Annotated in this window: 17 protein-coding genes; 11 read left to right on the forward strand and 6 right to left on the reverse strand. The window is 58.1% G+C overall.

Features of this window, described 5'->3' with window-relative positions; all coding sequences use genetic code 11:
• Positions 1 to 5: 5 nt before the first annotated feature.
• The 4 genes from mnmG (at position 6) to CBB63_RS00470 (ending at position 4,169) form a co-directional block, all read left to right on the forward strand.
• Positions 6 to 1,868 (forward strand): tRNA uridine-5-carboxymethylaminomethyl(34) synthesis enzyme MnmG, encoded by a 1,863-nt coding sequence (gene mnmG / locus CBB63_RS00455; RefSeq protein WP_286697741.1) that lies wholly within the window; start codon positions 6 to 8, stop codon positions 1,866 to 1,868.
• The gene (rsmG, locus tag CBB63_RS00460; RefSeq protein ID WP_286697742.1) at positions 1,865 to 2,473 is read left to right on the forward strand and encodes a 16S rRNA (guanine(527)-N(7))-methyltransferase RsmG; all 609 of its coding nucleotides are present in this window, start codon (positions 1,865 to 1,867) and stop codon (positions 2,471 to 2,473) included. Before mnmG ends, rsmG begins: the two co-directional genes overlap by 4 nt.
• Positions 2,466 to 3,266, forward strand: coding sequence for a ParA family protein (locus CBB63_RS00465; protein ID WP_286697743.1), 801 nt, complete (start codon positions 2,466 to 2,468; stop codon positions 3,264 to 3,266). Before rsmG ends, CBB63_RS00465 begins: the two co-directional genes overlap by 8 nt.
• Positions 3,267 to 3,281: 15 nt before the next feature.
• On the forward strand, positions 3,282 to 4,169 hold the full coding sequence (locus CBB63_RS00470; protein ID WP_286697744.1) for a ParB/RepB/Spo0J family partition protein: 888 nt from the start codon (positions 3,282 to 3,284) through the stop codon (positions 4,167 to 4,169).
• Here the strand turns inward: CBB63_RS00470 and hemW are convergent.
• Genes hemW through rph form a run of 3 tightly spaced genes read right to left on the reverse strand, consistent with a single transcriptional unit; the run spans position 4,115 to position 6,637 of the window.
• Positions 4,115 to 5,323 (reverse strand): radical SAM family heme chaperone HemW, encoded by a 1,209-nt coding sequence (gene hemW, locus CBB63_RS00475; RefSeq protein WP_286697745.1) that lies wholly within the window; start codon positions 5,321 to 5,323, stop codon positions 4,115 to 4,117. The genes CBB63_RS00470 and hemW overlap by 55 nt on opposite strands.
• On the reverse strand, positions 5,316 to 5,927 hold the full coding sequence (gene rdgB / locus CBB63_RS00480; protein ID WP_286697746.1) for an RdgB/HAM1 family non-canonical purine NTP pyrophosphatase: 612 nt from the start codon (positions 5,925 to 5,927) through the stop codon (positions 5,316 to 5,318). The genes hemW and rdgB overlap by 8 nt, the downstream gene beginning before the upstream one ends.
• Entirely contained in the window at positions 5,924 to 6,637 is a 714-nt protein-coding gene (gene rph, locus CBB63_RS00485) for a ribonuclease PH (protein WP_005850783.1), read from the reverse strand. Before rph ends, rdgB begins: the two co-directional genes overlap by 4 nt.
• 130 nt (positions 6,638 to 6,767) lie before the next feature.
• Here rph and hrcA point away from each other — a divergent pair, with 130 nt between their 5' ends.
• Positions 6,768 to 7,802 (forward strand): heat-inducible transcriptional repressor HrcA, encoded by a 1,035-nt coding sequence (gene hrcA / locus CBB63_RS00490; protein ID WP_009825719.1) that lies wholly within the window; start codon positions 6,768 to 6,770, stop codon positions 7,800 to 7,802.
• Positions 7,803 to 7,811: 9 nt separating this feature from the next.
• The gene (locus tag CBB63_RS00495) at positions 7,812 to 8,375 is read left to right on the forward strand and encodes a nucleotide exchange factor GrpE (RefSeq protein ID WP_009825720.1); all 564 of its coding nucleotides are present in this window, start codon (positions 7,812 to 7,814) and stop codon (positions 8,373 to 8,375) included.
• A 62-nt stretch (positions 8,376 to 8,437) separates the two neighbouring features.
• Here the strand turns inward: CBB63_RS00495 and mutS are convergent, their stop codons facing one another.
• Positions 8,438 to 11,059 (reverse strand): DNA mismatch repair protein MutS, encoded by a 2,622-nt coding sequence (gene mutS / locus CBB63_RS00500; protein ID WP_286697805.1) that lies wholly within the window; start codon positions 11,057 to 11,059, stop codon positions 8,438 to 8,440.
• 201 nt (positions 11,060 to 11,260) lie between these two features.
• Here mutS and CBB63_RS00505 point away from each other — a divergent pair, with 201 nt between their 5' ends.
• A complete protein-coding gene (locus tag CBB63_RS00505) occupies positions 11,261 to 13,519 on the forward strand; it encodes an NADP-dependent malic enzyme (RefSeq protein ID WP_005850791.1) in 2,259 nt (752 codons plus the stop codon).
• The gene (locus CBB63_RS00510) at positions 13,516 to 14,394 is read left to right on the forward strand and encodes a ribokinase (RefSeq protein WP_286697747.1); all 879 of its coding nucleotides are present in this window, start codon (positions 13,516 to 13,518) and stop codon (positions 14,392 to 14,394) included. The genes CBB63_RS00505 and CBB63_RS00510 overlap by 4 nt, the downstream gene beginning before the upstream one ends.
• 26 nt (positions 14,395 to 14,420) lie before the next feature.
• Here the strand turns inward: CBB63_RS00510 and msrA are convergent, their stop codons facing one another.
• Positions 14,421 to 15,086, reverse strand: a complete 666-nt coding sequence (gene msrA / locus CBB63_RS00515) for a peptide-methionine (S)-S-oxide reductase MsrA (RefSeq protein ID WP_286697748.1) — start codon at positions 15,084 to 15,086, stop codon at positions 14,421 to 14,423.
• A 152-nt stretch (positions 15,087 to 15,238) separates the two neighbouring features.
• Between msrA and CBB63_RS00520 the strand changes: the two genes are divergently transcribed.
• From CBB63_RS00520 to CBB63_RS00530, 3 genes are all read left to right on the forward strand, one after another.
• Positions 15,239 to 16,147, forward strand: a complete 909-nt coding sequence (locus CBB63_RS00520) for a D-amino acid aminotransferase (protein ID WP_286697749.1) — start codon at positions 15,239 to 15,241, stop codon at positions 16,145 to 16,147.
• A complete protein-coding gene (locus tag CBB63_RS00525) occupies positions 16,147 to 16,839 on the forward strand; it encodes a sulfotransferase-like domain-containing protein (RefSeq protein WP_286697750.1) in 693 nt (230 codons plus the stop codon). Before CBB63_RS00520 ends, CBB63_RS00525 begins: the two co-directional genes overlap by 1 nt.
• An 89-nt stretch (positions 16,840 to 16,928) precedes the next feature.
• Positions 16,929 to 17,342, forward strand: coding sequence for a DUF7282 domain-containing protein (locus CBB63_RS00530; protein ID WP_286697751.1), 414 nt, complete (start codon positions 16,929 to 16,931; stop codon positions 17,340 to 17,342).
• A gap of 59 nt (positions 17,343 to 17,401) precedes the next feature.
• On the opposite strand, the gene CBB63_RS00535 is transcribed toward CBB63_RS00530, so the two are convergent.
• Complete coding sequence (locus CBB63_RS00535; RefSeq protein WP_286697752.1) at positions 17,402 to 18,622, reverse strand: argininosuccinate synthase; 1,221 nt, start codon at positions 18,620 to 18,622, stop codon at positions 17,402 to 17,404.
• Between the last annotated feature and the right edge of the window lie 29 nt (positions 18,623 to 18,651).

Consider the following 18,651-nt stretch of genomic DNA (forward strand, 5'->3'; position numbering starts at 1 on the left):
TTCACGTGAAACATTTTGACGTGATAGTTATCGGTGGCGGCCATGCCGGNGCCGAAGCGGCCCACGCATCCGCGCGTATGGGCGCGAATACTGCTTTGATCACGATGTCGCGCGATGGGATCGGGGTGATGTCCTGCAATCCGGCTATCGGTGGTCTGGGTAAGGGGCATTTGGTGCGCGAGATTGACGCGCTGGANGGCGTTATGGGNCGTGTCGCGGATNAAGCCGGCATCCAGTTCCGNCTTTTGAACCGCCGCAAGGGGCCCGCTGTTCAAGGCCCGCGGGCGCAAGCGGACCGGGCGATCTATCGGAAAGAAATGCTGGCCGAGACCGAACGCCAGGAGAATCTGACCATCGTAGAGGGTGAGGTGACCGACTTCATTCTCGACAATGGTAAGGTTTCTGGTGCCGTTCTTGCCGATGGTGAACAGATCTCCGCGGCTGCNGTTGTTTTGACGACGGGTACTTTCTTGCGCGGGGTCATCCATATTGGGGATGTGTCGCGCTCCGGCGGTCGGATGGGCGATAAAGCCTCCGTCGACCTGGCAAACCGCATTGATTCGTTCAACTTGCCACTCGGCCGCTTGAAGACGGGGACGCCACCGCGTCTGGACGGACGGACGATTGACTGGGAAAAGCTGGAATCGCAACCCGGGGATGATGAGCCTGTCTTGTTCTCGTTCTTGTCAGAGACGACGTCGGCCCCGCAAATCTCCTGCGGTATTACGCATACCAATGAAGAAACGCATCAAATTATTCGCGATAACCTGTCGCGCTCCGCGATGTACGGGGGGCATATCGACGGGGTAGGGCCTCGATACTGCCCGTCGATTGAAGATAAAGTTGTCCGCTTCGCTGACAAAACCTCGCACCAAGTTTTCCTGGAGCCTGAGGGCGCCGATGACCATACGATCTACCCCAATGGTATTTCGACCTCGCTGCCTGAGGATGTTCAACTTGCCTATGTNCGGTCGATGGTNGGGTTGGAAAATGTTGAAATCATCCAGCCCGGNTATGCGATTGAATATGACTATGTCGACCCCCGCGCCCTTGATCTGGCCCTTTCCGTGAGGACTGTGCCTGGCCTATATCTCGCTGGTCAGATCAACGGGACNACCGGNTATGAAGAAGCTGCAGCACAAGGNTTGGTTGCCGGATTGAACGCGGCNCTTNCAGCNCAGGGNAAAGANCCGGTGACGTTCAGCCGCGCCGATAGCTATATTGGCGTGATGATTGATGACCTGACCACCCGNGGNGTGACAGAGCCCTATCGCATGTTCACCTCTCGNGCCGAATTCCGNTTGTCGCTTCGTGCTGATAACGCTGACCAGCGCCTCACNCCTTTGGCGATNGCCTTGGGCTGCGTNTCGCANGAGCGGGTTGCGCATTTTANCGCCAAAATGGCCAANATCGACGCAGCGATGGCNGAACTNACGAANACGCCCTATGCATCNAAGGCGATCGAGGCGGCAGGGATCAAGGTTAGCCAGGACGGAACAAAGCGGACCGGTTTCCAACTNTTGGCNTTTCCGGACGTGACATTCGAGCAGATCGTCTTGATCAATCCAGCGCTTGATGCGGTAGAACCCGAAATTCGCCGTCAGGTCGAGCGGGATGCGCTATATGCAAATTATATCGCGCGTCAGCAACGGGATATCGACCTCCTCCAGAAGGACGAGGCGCATGTTATTCCCGCGAGTTTTGATTATGAAGCCATCGACGGGCTGTCAAATGAGCTAACCTCAAAGCTGTTGCTGACACGCCCGACCAACCTCGCGCAGGCGGCTCGAATTGACGGTATGACACCCTCCGCCTTGACGCTGCTTCTGTCTCACCTCAAGCGCGGCAGCCAGAAGAAGTCTGCATGATGGGCGCTTTTGAGGAAGATGTTTCACGTGAAACATTGGAAAAGCTTCAGCATTTCTCGCAATTGGTCGAGAAATGGACGGCGAAGATCAATCTGATTTCCAAGCCGAGCGTCCCCGAGATGTGGGAGCGTCACATTCTGGATTCTCTACAAATCTATTTCCACGCGCCGAATGCGGGCCATTGGGTAGATCTTGGAAGCGGTGGCGGTTTTCCGGCAATTGTCGTGGCGCTGATGTCACAGCAAGACGAGCGTGCGACGAAATTTACCTTGGTCGAAAGTGACCAGCGTAAATGCGCGTTTCTGAGAACAGCCATTCGGGAGCTTGAGCTGAACGCAAAGGTGGCGAACGCGCGGATTGAAGCGATCGAACCCTTGGAAGCAGACGTTCTAAGCGCGCGGGCCCTGTCCGACTTGACCGCTTTGCTCGGCTTTGCAGATCGCCATCTCTTACCTTCTGGCACTGCGCTTTTCCCGAAGGGGGAGAACTGGCGCGCAGAGGATGCCGCCGCGAGAGAGACATGGGCATATACCTGCGACGCTATCCAAAGCCAGACGAACCCCTCCGCCGCAATTCTTAAGATCAAGGAAATCAAACATGTCTGATCTGTCTCGACCTTCGGGGCCCAAAATTATTGCGATTGCGAACCAGAAGGGTGGGGTGGGCAAAACCACGACGACGATCAACCTCGCCGCGGCTCTGGTTGAGCAGAAGCAGCGCGTTCTGGTGATTGACCTCGATCCGCAGGGCAACGCGTCAACTGGTCTGGGCATCGAATTGGATGATCGGGAATTTACGACCTACGAGCTTTTGCTTGAGGATATCGACCTTGATCAAGTGATTATGACGACCGAGACAGAGGGCCTGCATATCGTTGCCGCCACTGTCGATCTCAGTTCCGCAGATATGGAATTGATCGCTAATGAAAAGCGTAGTTTTCTTCTGCATGACGCCCTACGGCAGACGCAGATGGACAGCTACGCCTTCGANTATATTCTGATNGATTGCCCGCCATCGCTGAACTTGCTGACGGTGAACGCGATGATNGCGGCGCATTCGGTGCTNGTCCCNCTNCAAAGCGAGTTTTTCGCGCTTGAAGGNTTGTCGCANNTGATGCTNACCATCCGCGAAGTGCGCCAGAGCGGGAACAAGGATCTACGGATCGAAGGAATTTTGCTGACGATGTATGATCAGCGGAACAACCTGTCGCAACAGGTTGAGCAGGACGCCCGAAGCAATTTGGGCGAACTGGTATATAGAACCGTTATTCCGCGCAACGTAAGGGTCAGTGAGGCACCCAGTTACGCGATGCCGGTTCTAAGTTACGATAGCGGGTCGAAAGGTGCCAAAGCGTACCGCGATCTGGCGAAAGAAGTACTGGCAAATAGTGCCGTATAAATAAGGGGTCAGGCAATGGCAGATAAAGACAAACGGCGCGGTTTGGGTCGAGGATTGTCGGCTTTGATGGCGGACGTAGCGGAGACACAAACGGTGGCATCAGAAGGCGCGGCGGAACAGTATGTTCCTATTGAAAAGATTTCCCCCAATCCGGAGCAGCCGCGCAAGCGGTTTGATCCGCAGGATTTGGANGATCTTGCAAACTCTATCCGCGAAAAGGGCGTTATCCAGCCGCTGATCGTACGCCGCCGCGATGATGGGACGTTCGAAATTGTCGCGGGTGAACGCCGTTGGCGNGCGTCGCAGATGGCGCAACTGCATGAACTTCCGATCATCGTGCGCGAGTTCACNGATGTCGAAGTTCTCGAAGTTGCGATTATCGAGAACATCCAGCGGGCGGACCTCAATTCNATCGAGGAAGCNGCGGGCTATCGTCAGCTGATGGACCGTTTTGGNCACACGCAAGAGAAGATGGCNGAAGCCTTGGGCAAAAGCCGNAGTCATATCGCNAACTTGCTGCGCTTGCTGAACTTGCCCGAAAANGTACTGGAAATGGTGCGTCAGGGCGACCTGACAGCGGGNCACGCCCGGACCTTGGTGCCGTCGAAGAACCCTGAAAAGCTGGCCAAACAGATTATCGCNGGCGGCTTGTCGGTGCGCGCGGCCGAGGCGCTGATCAAGAAAGAGCAGCAAGCTGAGAATGANGGACCAAACAAGCGGGCGGNNAAATCCTCGANCGAAAAAGACGCGGATACCCGCGCGCTTGAAGGGGATCTGTCAGCGAACCTTGGNTTGAAGGTAACCCTGAACCACAAGCCGGGGCAGGAGGCNGGGCAGATGGTGNTGCACTACACNACGATGGACGAGCTGGACGAGCTTTGCCAACGTCTGTCGNCNTCNTAATCNGACAAAAGCTCGGCCAGGATCGCGTTTAGCACCATAAAGCCCTGATCNGTNACATAAAGCTGGTCTTTATCCCTAGAAATCATCCCGATGTCCTGCATCTGGGTGATTTTTTTTGTCGAAAGCGGTGCGCCGGAAAGCGCCTCGTACCGNCGCAGGTCCACGCCTTCTTTCAGACGCAGCCCCATCATCAGAAACTCGCTCCCCTGATCTTCGGTCGTCAAAAGCTCGCGGGGCTTTTCGGTGGCACCGCTGGCAACAGCGTCAAGCCAGCGTTTGGGGTTGCTAAAACATTCGGTCGCAAAGCGATTGCCGTTCTGGGTCAGGCGCCCGTGTGCCCCCGGACCGATGCCAAGATAATCACCATAGCGCCAGTAGATCAGATTGTGCCGCGACTGCGCCCCGTCGCGGGCGTGGTTCGATACCTCGTAAGAGGGCATCCCCATCTCGCCGCAAATATCCTGAGTTGCCGCATACATATCGGCACCCAGATCATCGCTGGGCAATCCGCGCAGCTTTCCTACCGCATAGCGGTCGCCAAAGGCGGTGCCTTGTTCAATGGTTAGTTGATACAGCGACATATGGTCTATCGCTAGGGATAGGGCCTGTTTTAGCTCGGCTTTCCAGTCGGGCAAGCTCTGGTTCTGGCGGCCATAGATCAGATCAAAACTGACGCGTTCGAAGGTATTGCGGGCAATGTCAAAAGCGGCAAGCCCTTCGTCNACCGTATGGATGCGGCCCAGACGTTTCAGGTCCGCGACATTCAGGGCCTGTATCCCCATTGAAATACGGTTCACGCCCGCCTGACGGAAGGCCGCAAAACGGTCGGCCTCAACCGAACCGGGGTTCGCCTCGAGCGTGATTTCCAGATCATTCGCTGTGGGCCACAGTCGACGGATCGCGGCGATGACATCAGCGACGACATCGGGGTCCATCAGACTGGGGGTACCACCGCCGAAAAAGACGGCGTTCAAGACGCGCCCTTGGGTTTCGGCGGCGCCGCGTTCAAGCTCTGCCAGATAGGCATCGCGCCAGGCCCGTTGGTCGATTGTGCGACTAACATGGCTGTTAAAGTCACAATAGGGGCACTTCGCCTCGCAAAACGGCCAATGGATATAAAGGCCAAAGCCCCCCTGGCGCCAATCCTCAGTCAAAGCAGGCAGAGATCAGTTTGGCGAAAGCATCCGCACGGTGGCTGATTGCGTTCTTGGCGTCGGCGGACATTTCGCCAAAGGTCTGCTCGTGCCCGTCGGGTTGGAACATCGGGTCATAGCCGTGACCGATGTCGCCGCGGATCGGCCAGACAAGCGTGCCGTTCACGCGGCCTTCGAAAACCTCTTCATGCCCGTCGGGCCATACCAAAACCAATGTCGCGCAGAACCGCGCGCGGCGCGGGTAGGGGGCGTTTGCCTCTTCCAGTAACCTGTGGGTCTTGGTCATCGCCATGACGAAATCGCGTCCGTTGGGCGTTTCGGACCAATCGGCGGTATAGACGCCGGGGGCATTGTCCAGCGCTTCGACCTCGATCCCGGAGTCATCTGCAAGCGCGGGAAGGCCCGTTGCCGCCACCGCCGCACGTGCTTTGATGCGGGCGTTGCCGATGAAAGTGTTTTCGGTTTCCTCCGGCTCGCCCAGGTTCATTTCGGCGGCGCCTTTGACGGTGACGCCGAAGGGGGCGAAAAGCTCGGTCATTTCCTGCAGCTTGCCAGCGTTGTGGGTGGCGACCAGGATCTGGTCGCCTGTGAATTTACGGGTCATGCGGTGGCTGCCTTCTGCTTCTCGACCAGCTCTGCCACGCCCTTTTCAGCGAGGTCCATCAGCTGGTTCATCTGGTCGCGCGAATAGGTGGAGCCTTCGGCGCTCATCTGGATCTCGATCAGTTTGCCGGTGCCGGTCATAATAAAGTTACCGTCAACGCCTGCTTCGGAATCCTCGGGGTAATCAAGGTCAAGCACGGGCTGGCCCGCATAGATGCCGCAGCTGATCGCGGCGACCGGATCGACCAGCGGGTCGCTGACCACGTCGCCCGCCTTCATTAGCTTGTTCACCGCCAGTTTCAACGCGACCCAACCGCCCGTGATAGAGGCACAACGCGTGCCGCCGTCGGCCTGCAGCACGTCACAGTCGATGGTGATCTGACGTTCGCCCAAGGCGCTACGATCCACGCCGGCGCGCAGGGCGCGGCCGATAAGGCGTTGAATTTCAACAGTACGGCCCCCTTGTTTGCCCATTGCCGCTTCGCGGCGCATACGGGTATTGGTGGCACGGGGCAGCATGCCGTATTCTGCCGTGACCCAGCCCAGACCAGAGCCCTTGATAAAGGGTGGCACGCGGTCCTCGATCGTGGCGGTACACAGCACATGGGTGTCGCCCATCTTGATCAGGGCCGATCCTTCGGCGTGTTTGGTGAATCCCGTTTCAATCGATACGGCACGCAGTTCGTCAAGTTTCCGACCAGAGGGGCGCATAGGTATTTCCTTTTCCATTTGCCATTGGGGATAACTCTGCGTTGCGCCGCGATGCAACCCCGATTGACGTTTGCCCCCTGTCGCACATACTTCTCCCACTATGGACAAAACACCTACAGTTTTAGACGAGATGAACGACCGTTCGCGCGAGGTGTTCCGCCGCGTGGTCGAAGGCTATCTGGCGAATGGCGATCCCGTGGGGTCGCGCACGCTGACCCGGGATTTCAGCGAAAAGGTCAGCGCGGCGACGATCCGTAATGTGATGCAGGATCTTGAATATATGGGCCTGCTCGGCAGCCCCCATGTCAGCGCCGGTCGTATCCCGACGCAGATGGGGCTGCGCATGTTCGTCGACGGGATGATCGAGATCGGCGATCCAACCGAGATGGACCGTGAAAAGATCGACGCGACCGTTGGCAGCAACAACGCCGATGTCAGCGGCATTCTTGATCGGGTGGGGTCGGCGCTGTCCGGCGTGACCCAGGGCGCCTCGCTTGTGCTGACGCCCAAGCACGAGGCACCGATCAAGCATATCGAATTTGTTTCACTGTCTCACGATAGGGCGCTGGTCGTTCTGGTCTTTTCAGACGGTCACGTGGAGAACCGGTTGTTCACACCGCCGCCGGGCCAGACCCCCAGCAGCATGCGTGAAGCCGCGAATTTCCTGAATGCGCTGGTCGAGGGGAAAACCATCTCGGAATTGCAGCGCACCATCGCGCATGAGATCAGCCAGCGGCGCCAGCAGATTGACGTACTGGCGCAGCAGCTTGTCGAGAGCGGTCTGGCGCTGTGGCAGGGCGAAGGGGAATCCCCCGAGCGGTTGATCGTGCGCGGACGGTCGAATCTGATCAACACCGAAGGCGAGGCCGAGAATGTCGAATTGATCCGCCAGCTATTTGACGACCTTGAACGCAAGCGGGACATCGCGGAATTCCTTGAATTGGCCGACGCGGGCGACGGTGTGCGCATTTTTATTGGTTCTGAGAATAAACTTTTTTCACTTTCGGGTTCCTCTCTGGTCGTTTCCCCTTATATGAACGCTGATCGTAAGGTGATCGGGGCGGTCGGTGTGATCGGCCCCACGCGCCTTAATTATGGACGTATCGTGCCGATTGTGAATTACACGGCGCAGCTGGTTGGAAAGCTGATTTCGAACCGCAGCTAGAGGTGAATTATGGCAGAGCCGAAAGAGAACGAATTTCTGGATGATATCGATGACGCAGAGGCCGAAGCCTATGCCGACGAGATGTCCGAAATTGATGACGAAGCGCTGGAACTGGACGAATTGCGTGCCGAGCGTGACCAGCTGAAAGACCGTTTCATGCGGGCCCTGGCCGACGCAGAGAACGCGCGCAAAAGGTCTGACAAGGATCGTCGCGAGGCGGAAAACTATGGCGGGTCGAAACTGGCGCGCGACATGCTGCCGGTCTACGACAATATGAAACGCGCCCTGGAAGCCGCTACAGAAGAGCAACGCACCATCTCCGGCCCATTGCTGGAAGGGATCGAGCTGACGATGCGCGAGTTGCTGAGCGTGTTCAAGAAGCACGGCATCGAAGTTATCTCGCCCGCAGTGGGTGACAAGTTCGATCCGCAGCATCATCAGGCGATGTTCGAGGCGCCCGTGCCAGACACCAAATCAGGCGATATCATCCAGGTCGCCGCCGAAGGTTTCATGTTGCACGACCGTCTGCTGCGTCCGGCGCAGGTCGGCGTTTCCTCTACCCCCGCAGGGTAAACGCCCGGGATAGAGCGGCCCTTCGGGGAGGATTTAACACCATTTGGAAGCGAGGGAGGCGGTCAGGTTTTGGCCGCCTCTTTCAATTTATAGATCAGGTCGAGCGCTTCACGTGGAGAGAGCTCGTCGGGGATAATCTCGGCCAGCGTTTCTTCAAGCTTGGAGCTTTGTTTTGGTTGGGGCGCAGGTGCCGGTGACACGGCAAACAGGGGCAGGTCGTCGATCAGGGTTTTCTGCGTCGCGCCGCCTTCACGTTCGCCCTTTTCCAACGCTTCAAGCACGACGCGGGCGCGCGCGATGACGGACGGCGGCAGGCCGGCCAATTGCGCGACTTGCACACCGTAGGACCGATCGGCGGCGCCTTTGCGGACCTCGTGCAGGAAGATCACCTCTCCGTCCCATTCCTTGACCGCGACGGTGGCGTTATCGACCCCGCCCAGCTTGTTCGAAAGCGCGGTCATTTCATGGTAGTGCGTCGCGAACAAAGCGCGAGAGCGGTTGATATCGTGCAGGTGTTCCAGCGTGGCCCAGGCGATGGACAAGCCGTCATAGGTCGCCGTGCCGCGCCCGATTTCATCCAGGATCACAAGCGCGCGGTCGTCCGCCTGATTGAGGATTGCGGCAGTTTCGACCATTTCGACCATAAACGTGGAACGGCCTCGTGCCAGATCGTCAGAGGCACCGACACGGCTGAAAATCTGGCTGATCAGGCCGATGTAAGCGGTGGCGGCAGGCACGTAGCTGCCCATTTGTGCCATCAAAGCGATGATCGCATTCTGCCGCAGGAAGGTCGATTTACCCGCCATGTTAGGGCCGGTCAGCAGCCAGATATTCGCGTTGTCGCCATCGGCCGACAGGGTGCAATCATTGGCGATAAAGGGGCTGCCGGATTGCTGGGCCAAGGCGCGTTCCACGACCGGATGGCGGCCCCCCTGAATGTCGAAGGCACGTGAATTATCGACGCGGGGTTTCACCCAGTTTTCGGACTGCGCCAGATCGGCCAGACCGGCGGCCAGATCAATCTCGGCCAATCCAGCCGAGGCGACACCGATCGGGCCGGAGTGATCCAGAATCGCGCGTTTCAACGTTTCATAGAGCCGCTTTTCAATCTCCAGCGCGTGGTTGCCCGCGTTGAGGATCTTTGTCTCCATCTCTGACAGTTCCACGGTTGTGAAACGGACCTGATTGGCGGTGGTCTGACGGTGGATAAAGGTATCGGACAGCGGCGCCGACAGCATTTTCTCGGCGTGGGTCGCTGTGACTTCGGCGAAATAGCCAAGCACGTTGTTGTGTTTGATCTTCAACGTCGAGATACCGGTGAGCGTGATGAAATCCTGCTGCATCTGGGCAATGACGCTGCGGCCTTCGTCCCGCAGGGTGCGCACCTCGTCCAGCTCGGCGTCATACCCCGGCGCGATAAAGCTGCCGTCGCGGGCCAGCAGGGGTGGTTCGGCGATCAGCGCGTCGTCGAGCAGATCAATCAGGCTGTCATGGCCGGTAAGCCCTTTGGCGGCCTGGGCCAGAAGATCGGGCAGGGCGGCGGCTTGCATCTTGTCGGCTAGATGGCTGGCTTCGGTCAGGCCGTTGCGGATGGCGGCAAGGTCACGGGGGCCGCCACGGTCCAGCGACAGGCGCGACAGGGCGCGGTCCAGATCAGGGACATTGCGCAGATGCTGGCGGATGTCATTGCAGATCGACGGTGTGTCATAGGCAAAGCTGATCGCGTCCAGACGGGATTGAATCGTCTCTAACACACGGGAAGGTGACGAAATGCGCCGTTCCAGCAGCCTGGCGCCACCGGCGGTCACTGTCTTGTCCATAACGGACAACAGCGTGCCGGCGCGACCACCGGTCAGCGCGTGTGTCAGTTCAAGATTGCGACGTGTGGCAGCGTCGATCTGCACGCTGCGGGCCTCGGCCTCTTTCTGCGGCGGGCGCAGGAGGGGGAGTTTGCCCTTCTGTGTAATCTCGAGATAGTCGATGATCGCGCCCATGGCCGAGATATCAGCCCGTTCAAAGCTGCCGAAGGCGTCGAGCGACCCGATGCCGAACAGATCGCAGACCCGTTTTTCAGCGCTGCTGCTGTCAAAGGCAGAGCGCGCGATAGGGGTCAGCGCGATGTCGAAATCAGAGACTAATTCGCGTAAATCAGCCTCTTTCGCTTCTGACACGATCAGCTCTGACGGGGACAGACGGGCCAGTTCGGGGCCAAGCCGCGACAGGGTCAGGGGCATCACGTGAAACGCACCGGTCGAAATATCGACCCAGGCCAGCGCATGACCATCGCGGACCTCTGCAAATGCGGCCAGATAGTTGTGGCGCCGCGCTTCGAGCAGGGATTCCTCGGTCAATGTGCCGGGGGTGACCAGCCGCACGACATCGCGTTTGACCACGGATTTATAGCCGCGTTTCTTCGCCTCTGCCGGGCTTTCCATCTGTTCGCAGACCGCCACGCGGAAGCCTTTGCGGATCAGCGTCAGCAAATACCCTTCGGCGGCATGGACCGGCACGCCGCACATGGGGATGTCTTCGCCCCCGTGTTTGCCGCGTTTGGTCAGCGCGATATCCAGCGCTTCGGCCGCGGCGACGGCATCGTCAAAGAACATCTCGTAGAAATCGCCCATGCGGTAGAACAGCAGCGCTTCGGCGTACTGGGATTTAAGCTCTAGATATTGCGCCATCATTGGCGTGATTTTTTCTTCGGTCACCCTGCGCCCCCGGTTCGAGTTAACGTTGTGTACAAAACCGCGCCTCCGGACGAAAGGGCGGACCGGCTTTGCACGCGAGGCGTCGCCGCGACGTCGCGCAAACCGTGAGCGCCATCATGATTGTGTGAGGGGCCGATCGGCGATATCAAGCGGGAAACCATGAGGAAAGCCGTTCTAGTGACCAAAAACCGCATCACGTCCGAAGAGGCGCTCGCCTTTCACCTTGAACCCACGCCGGGCAAGTTCGAAATCACCGCAACCGTCCCGATGACGACCCAGCGGGATCTGAGCCTCGCCTATTCCCCCGGTGTTGCCGTTCCCTGTGAAGCGATCGCCGAAAATCCCGAGCTGGCATATGACTATACCAACAAGGGCAATATGGTCGCGGTGATTTCCAACGGCACTGCTGTTTTGGGCTTGGGCAACCTTGGTGCGCTGGCGTCGAAACCGGTGATGGAGGGCAAGTCGGTGCTGTTCAAACGGTTCGCCGACGTGAATTCGATCGACGTCGAGCTGGATACCGAAGACCCCGAGGCATTCATCAACGCGGTCAAGCTGATGGGGCCGACGTTCGGCGGGATCAACCTTGAGGACATCAAGGCGCCGGAATGTTTCATCATCGAACAGCGTCTGAAAGAAGAGATGGATATTCCGGTCTTTCACGACGACCAGCACGGCACCGCGGTGATCTGTGCTGCCGGTCTGCTGAACGCCTTGCGCATTTCGGGCAAGAAGATCGAAGATGTGCAGATTGTGTTGAACGGTGCGGGGGCGGCGGGGATCGCCTGTCTTGAACTGCTCAAGGCGATGGGGGCCAAGCATAACAACTGTATCATGTGCGATACAAAAGGTGTGATCTATCAGGGCCGTACCGAGGGTATGAACCAGTGGAAGTCGGCCCATGCTGCGCAGACCGAACTGCGCACGCTGGAAGAGGCGATGAAGAACGCGGATGTGTTCCTGGGTGTGTCGGTCAAAGGGGCGGTAACGCCTGCGATGGTCGCCAGCATGGCGGATAATCCGGTGATCTTCGCGATGGCGAACCCCGATCCTGAAATCACCCCGGAGGAAGCACACGAGGTGCGCCCCGATGCGATTGTCGCCACAGGCCGCAGCGATTACCCCAATCAGGTTAACAACGTTTTGGGCTTTCCTTACCTGTTCCGCGGGGCGCTGGATATCCACGCCCGCGCCATCAACGACGAGATGAAGATCGCCTGCGCCCACGCTTTGGCCGATCTGGCACGCGAGGATGTGCCGGACGAAGTGGCGCTGGCCTATGGCAAGAACCTGAGCTTTGGTCGGGATTACATCATCCCGACGCCGTTCGATCCGCGTCTGATCCATCGTATTCCGCCTGCTGTTGCACGTGCAGGTATGGACACCGGCGCCGCGCGGCGCCCGATCATCGATATGGACGCCTACGAGCTGAGCCTGAAGTCGCGGATGGACCCGACGGCGAATATCCTGCGTGGGATCAACGCCCGTGCGCGGGCCAATCAGGCGCGGATGATCTTTGCAGAAGGGGATGACCCCAAGGTTCTGCGTGCTGCGGTGATGTATCAACGCTCCGGTCTGGGCAAGGCGCTGGTGGTCGGACGCGCTGACGACGTAAAGGCCAAGCTGACGGCGGCGGGGATGGAGGATGCCTACCGCGAGCTTGAGGTCGTGAATGCGGCCAATACCCAGCACCTGGAGACGTATAAATCATTCCTTTACAATCGCTTGCAGCGCAAAGGGTCGGACAGCAAGGATATCCACCGTCTGGCCGCCCGTGACCGCCACGTCTTTGCCGCGCTGATGTTGGCGCACGGGCATGGCGATGGTCTGGTGACCGGTGCAACCCGCAAATCCGCCCATGTTCTTGAACGGTTGAACCACGTATTCGATGCCAATGCGAAACACGGCGCCGTCGGGATCACTGCGTTGCTGCACAAGGGGCGGATTGTGTTCATCGGCGATACGCTGGTGCATGAATGGCCGAACGAAGAAGATCTTGCGAATATTGCTGAAAAAGGGGCCAAGGTCGCCCGCCACATGGGGCTTGAGCCACGGGTTGCCTTCGTCAGCTTTTCGACATTCGGCTACCCCGTGTCCGAGCGGGCAGAAAAGATGCAGCGTGCCCCCGATGTGCTGGACGCACGCGGGGTCGATTTCGAATACGAAGGCGAAATGACCGTTGATGTGGCGCTGAATGCGGAAAGCCAGAAGAACTATCCGTTCTCGCGGCTGACAGGGCCTGCGAATATCCTCGTCGTGCCGGCGCGGCATTCGGCCAGTATCTCGGTCAAATTGATGCAGGAAATGGCGGGCGCCACGGTGATCGGCCCGATCCTGACGGGGTTGGACAAGTCGATCCAGATCTGTTCGACCACATCCACCGCGAATGACATCCTGAACATGGCCATTCTGGCGGCCTGCAAGGTCGGCGAATGATCTGGAACCTCGGCTCTATCAACGCGGATAATTTCTACTATCTGCGGCATCTGCCGGCGCCGGGGGAAACGATTGCCGCGCATGATTTCCGGCAAGGGTTGGGCGGGAAGGGGGCCAATATGTCGGTCGCCGCCGCCCGCGCCGGAACGCGCGTTATGCATATCGGCGCCGTGGGGCCGGATGGGAAATGGACCGTGGACCGCTTGCTGGAATACGGCGTCGAAACGCAGCATATCAGCATGATCGACACGGCCACCGGTCACGCGAATATCTGTGTGGCCGAGGATGGCGAAAACTCTATCGTGTTGTTTTCAGGGGCCAATCACAAGATCACCACCCAGATGATCGGGGCCGCCCTGGCAGAGGCATCGCCCGGTGACTTTCTGCTGATGCAGAACGAAACCCTGGGCCAACGCTTTGCCGCGCAGACCGCGCATACTTTGGGCCTGCGCGTCGCCTATGCCGCCGCGCCCTTTGATGCTGAGATCGTGGCGCAGGTTCTGCCCGACATTGATCTGCTGGTGTTGAACGAGGTCGAGGCAGAGGCGCTTGAAAAAACCACAGGTGCCCGCATCGACGCGCTGCCGATCAACGATATTATCGTGACCTTGGGTGCTGAGGGGTGCAAATGGGTCTCTAACAAGGCGAAAACGGTGCAAATCTTTCCGGCCTATCCGGTCAAAGCCGTCGATACCACGGGCGCGGGGGACACGTTTACCGGCTATCTGATCGCTGCCTTGGACCGCAAACTGTCGATGCCGGATGCGATTGCGCTGGCAATGCAAGCTGGCGCCTTGATGGTCACCCGGCAAGGGACGGCGGATGTGATCCCGGACCTCAAAGACATCCAGGATCACGGATTTGACGAAGATTAACGCTCGCGATTAACGCGGGGTTAACGTTATTTCGCAAAGGGCGCAGCGTTGCCCCAAAGTTGTTTCACGCGCTGGTCGCGCCCGCAGCCGTTGCGATAGCGCTTGTAGGCGACGGATTTCTTCACGCCCAAGCCGACGCTGGTAAAGGCCAGACGTTCGTCGCTTTTGTAGTAATCCTGATGGTAGGCATCGGCGGGGGAGAACGCGGCTTTGCCCAAGATCGGGGTTACGACGGTCTTGCCCAAAGCGGCCTGCGCATCGGCCTTGGCCTTTTCTGCAGCGGCCTTCTGCCCATTACCGTCGGCAAAAATCGCGGTGCGGTAGCTATCGCCGCGGTCGCAGAATTGCCCGCCCGCGTCCGTTGGATCAACCGACCGGAAGAACATCGACAGCAGCTGGTCCGCAGATACCACCGCCGGATCATACTGGATCTGCGCTGCTTCATAGTGTCCGGTGCCGCCGGCGACGCCCTGTTTATAGGTGGGGTTTTTGACGCTTCCGCCCGCAAAACCCGATACGACCTCTTTCACACCCTTAACGCTTTCAAAGTCCGCTTCAACGCACCAAAAGCAGCCGCCCGCGACCAAAAGCGTCTCTGTTCCGGCGGCTTTTGCGGTTGTCGCCTGTGCTGCAAGGCCCAGACCAATGGCAGCGCTTAACGCGATCATGCGCATATTTGTGGCAAATCCCATGGAATACTCTCCTTTATTTTGCCTGACGGTGACCGCAATGCCTGCGCGACGCAACTCAGGTGCCTGTGATGTCACAGCCAAGTGATGTCGGTTTCACCCTTGGCCCCGCGGCACGAAGTTCTTAGCGTCAGCCCCAAAGAAGGAGCAATTTGATGCAAACCCACGTCACCACGCACCAAGCCGAAGAAGATGCCCGCAATGAAGACACTTTGATCTATTTAAACGGTCAGATTGTCCCCAAGGCACAGGCCGTGGTCAGCGTCTATGACAGCGGTTTCATGCTGGGCGACGGCATCTGGGAAGGGTTGCGGCTGTATGATGGTACATGGGCCTTTCTGGACGATCACCTTGACCGCCTGTTCGAGGCGTCCAAAGCCATTGACCTTGACATCGGGATGACGCGCGACGCCCTGATTTTGGCCTTGTTAGAAACGCAAAAAGCCAATGGCATGACCACCGATGCCCACGCGCGTCTGATGATCACACGGGGGCCAAAAACGCGGCCCTTCCAGCACCCGTCGCTGTCGCAATCGGGCCCTACCATCACGATCATTATGGAACACTCGCGCCCGAATATGCCGCGCCCGATCCGGCTGGCGACAGTACCGCATCTGCGCGGGCTGCCGATGACGCAGGACCCAAAGCTAAATAGTCATTCCAAATTGAACTGTATTCTCGCGTGTATTGCCGCGGAAAAAGCGGGTGCCGACGAAGGGCTGATGCTGGATATTAACGGTTTCGTGAATACAACCAACGCCTGTAACTTTTTCATCGTCCGCAAAGGGGAGGTTTGGACCAGCACCGGCGATTACTGCATGAATGGAATCACCCGTCAGAAGGTGATCGACCTGTGTCGCGCCAATGATATCCCGTGTTTCGAAAGGAATTATTCATTGGTCGACACCTATGGTGCTGACGAGGCGTTCTTGACCGGCACATTCGGGGCGCAAACACCNGTCGCGATGATCGANGGCCGTCAGATTGGCACNGGCGACATGGGGCCGGTAACAAAAAAGCTGCGCGGNTTGTACAAAGACCTGATNGCAAAGGAATGTGNCTGATGCGTATCGCAATGTGGTCCGGCCCGCGCAATCTGAGCACGGCGATGATGTATAGCTTCGGNAACCGNGCNGATTTCACCGCGATGGATGAACCGTTCTATGCGCCGTATCTTAAGGCCACCGGCGCCGATCATCCGATGAAAGATGAAATTATCGCGGGCCATGAATGTGACCCCTCGAGCGTCGCGGCGCGCTGCGCAGAGCCGGGCACGACGCATCGCTACATGAAACACATGCCCCATCATATGATTGACGGGTTTCCGATGGGTTGGGCAGAGGGCTGCGTGCATGTCCACCTGATACGCCACCCCGCCCGCGTGATCGCGAGCTATACCGCGAAACGGGAAGCGCCGAATTTTAATGATATCGGCTATGGCCAACAGACCGCGCTGTACGATCAAATCGGTGGGCTGGTCATCGATTCCGCTGATATTCGCGCGAACCCCGAAGGCATGTTGCGCAAGCTGTGTGATGCCATCAACCTGCCCTTCGATCCGGCAATGCTATCCTGGGCGGCGGGCCCACGTGCCGAAGATGGCATCTGGGCATCACATTGGTATGGTGCCGTGCACAAAAGCACCGGTTTCGCAGGGGNGGAGGGGCCGTTGCCCAGGCTTGAACCTGCCGCAGAAGCGCTGTGTGCCAAAGCNCTTCCACATTATCAAAAGCTTTATGATCAACGGCTTAGGTGATTTCGNGTAAAAATNTNCGATTTATCGAAACTAAATCATCTCATGTTGCGTGAATTATCAGGAAGAACCACGCAACAAGGAGATTTAACATGAAGATGTTTACAGCAACCGCTCTGGCTCTCACGCTTGCCACGGGTACAGCCTTCGCCGCCGCACACAGCAACGCGATGGTCGAAGCGATGGATCAAGATGTATCCAACGGTGTGGTCAGCGCCGATAAGGTGATGGCAACTGAAAACGGCTGGATGGTCGTTCACCGCACAGATGCCGAGATGAAACCCGGCCCCGTTGTCGGCTACGCGCCTCTGCGTGCGGGTGAAAACGTCGACGTTGCCGCCATTCTGCAAGAAGAAGTGAAATCCGGCGATATGTTGATGCTCATGGTCCACTCCGAAGAGGGCGGCATGAAAACCGGCGGCTTTGAATACACATTGGGNGCCAAAGAAGACGGCCCGATCAAGCCAGANGGNAAATTGGTGATGACGGTTATTACTGCAGAGTAAACCGTTCTAACCCAAAAGAAGGCCCGGACAGAATATCCCCCTGTCCGGGCCTTTTNTGTTTACCCTTTGAGGCGCTTNTCGCGTGCGGCCAAGAGCTTGAGACGCAGNGCGTTCAGCTGAATGAAGCCCGCCGCGTCTTTTTGATCATAGGCACCAGCGTCATCTTCAAATGTCACGTGGGCTTCGGAATACAGCGAATGATCCGACCAGCGNCCGACTGTACGCACGTGGCCTTTGTACAATTTCAGTCGAACTGTACCGGTTACATGGGTTTGCGAGGCATCAATNGCCGCTTGCAGCATGGTGCGCTCGGGGCTGTACCAGAANCCGTTNTANATCAGCTCCGCATAGCGCGGCATCAGCTCGTCCTTCAGGTGCATCGCNCCACGGTCNAGGGTGATTGATTCGATCCCGCGGTGTGCTTCAAGCAACAAGGTGCCGCCCGGCGTTTCGTAAATACCGCGGGATTTCATNCCNACAAAACGACCCTCGACAAGGTCAAGGCGCCCGCAGCCATGTTTGCCGCCAAGTTCGTTCAATTTAGCCAGAAGTGTCGCGGGCGACATGGCTTCACCGTTGATGCTTACCGCATCGCCACGTTCAAACCCGATCTCCACATACTCGGGCGTATCTGGTGCTTGCTCTGGCGAGACCGTGCGCTGGTACACATAGTCGGGCGCGTCCACGGCCGGATCCTCCAGCACTTTGCCTTCCGAAGAGGTGTGCAGCAGGTTCGCNTCCACGCTAAACGGCGCTTCGCCACGTTTGTCCTTCGCCACGGGGATCTGATGTTTTTCGGCAAATTCGATCAATTTAGTCCGGCTGGACAGGTCCCATTCTCGCCATGGCGCGATCACCTTGATGTCGGGGTTCAACGCATAGGCCGCCAATTCGAANCGAACCTGATCGTTGCCCTTGCCTGTCGCGCCATGCGCAACGGCGTCGGCGCCGGTTTCGGCGGCGATTTCAACAAGGCGCTTGGAAATCAGAGGGCGCGCGATGGAGGTGCCCAACAGNTATAGGCCTTCNTAGACCGCATTGGCGCGGAACATGGGGAAGACGAAATCGCGCACGAATTCTTCACGCACGTCTTCCACGTAAATCTCGGATGCGCCCATCATTTCAGCTTTGGCGCGGGCGGGCTCAAGCTCTTCGCCTTGGCCGAGGTCAGCGGTAAAGGTAACCACCTCGCAACCATATTCGGTTTGCAGCCATTTCAGGATGATCGAGGTATCAAGCCCACCAGAATAGGCGAGCACAACTTTTTTGGGCGCGGACATGATGTTTCCTTTTCGGTTTGCACCGCGAA

The organism is Sulfitobacter sp. TMED3, assembly GCF_002167505.1.
Taxonomy (GTDB): domain Bacteria; phylum Pseudomonadota; class Alphaproteobacteria; order Rhodobacterales; family Rhodobacteraceae; genus Sulfitobacter; species Sulfitobacter pontiacus.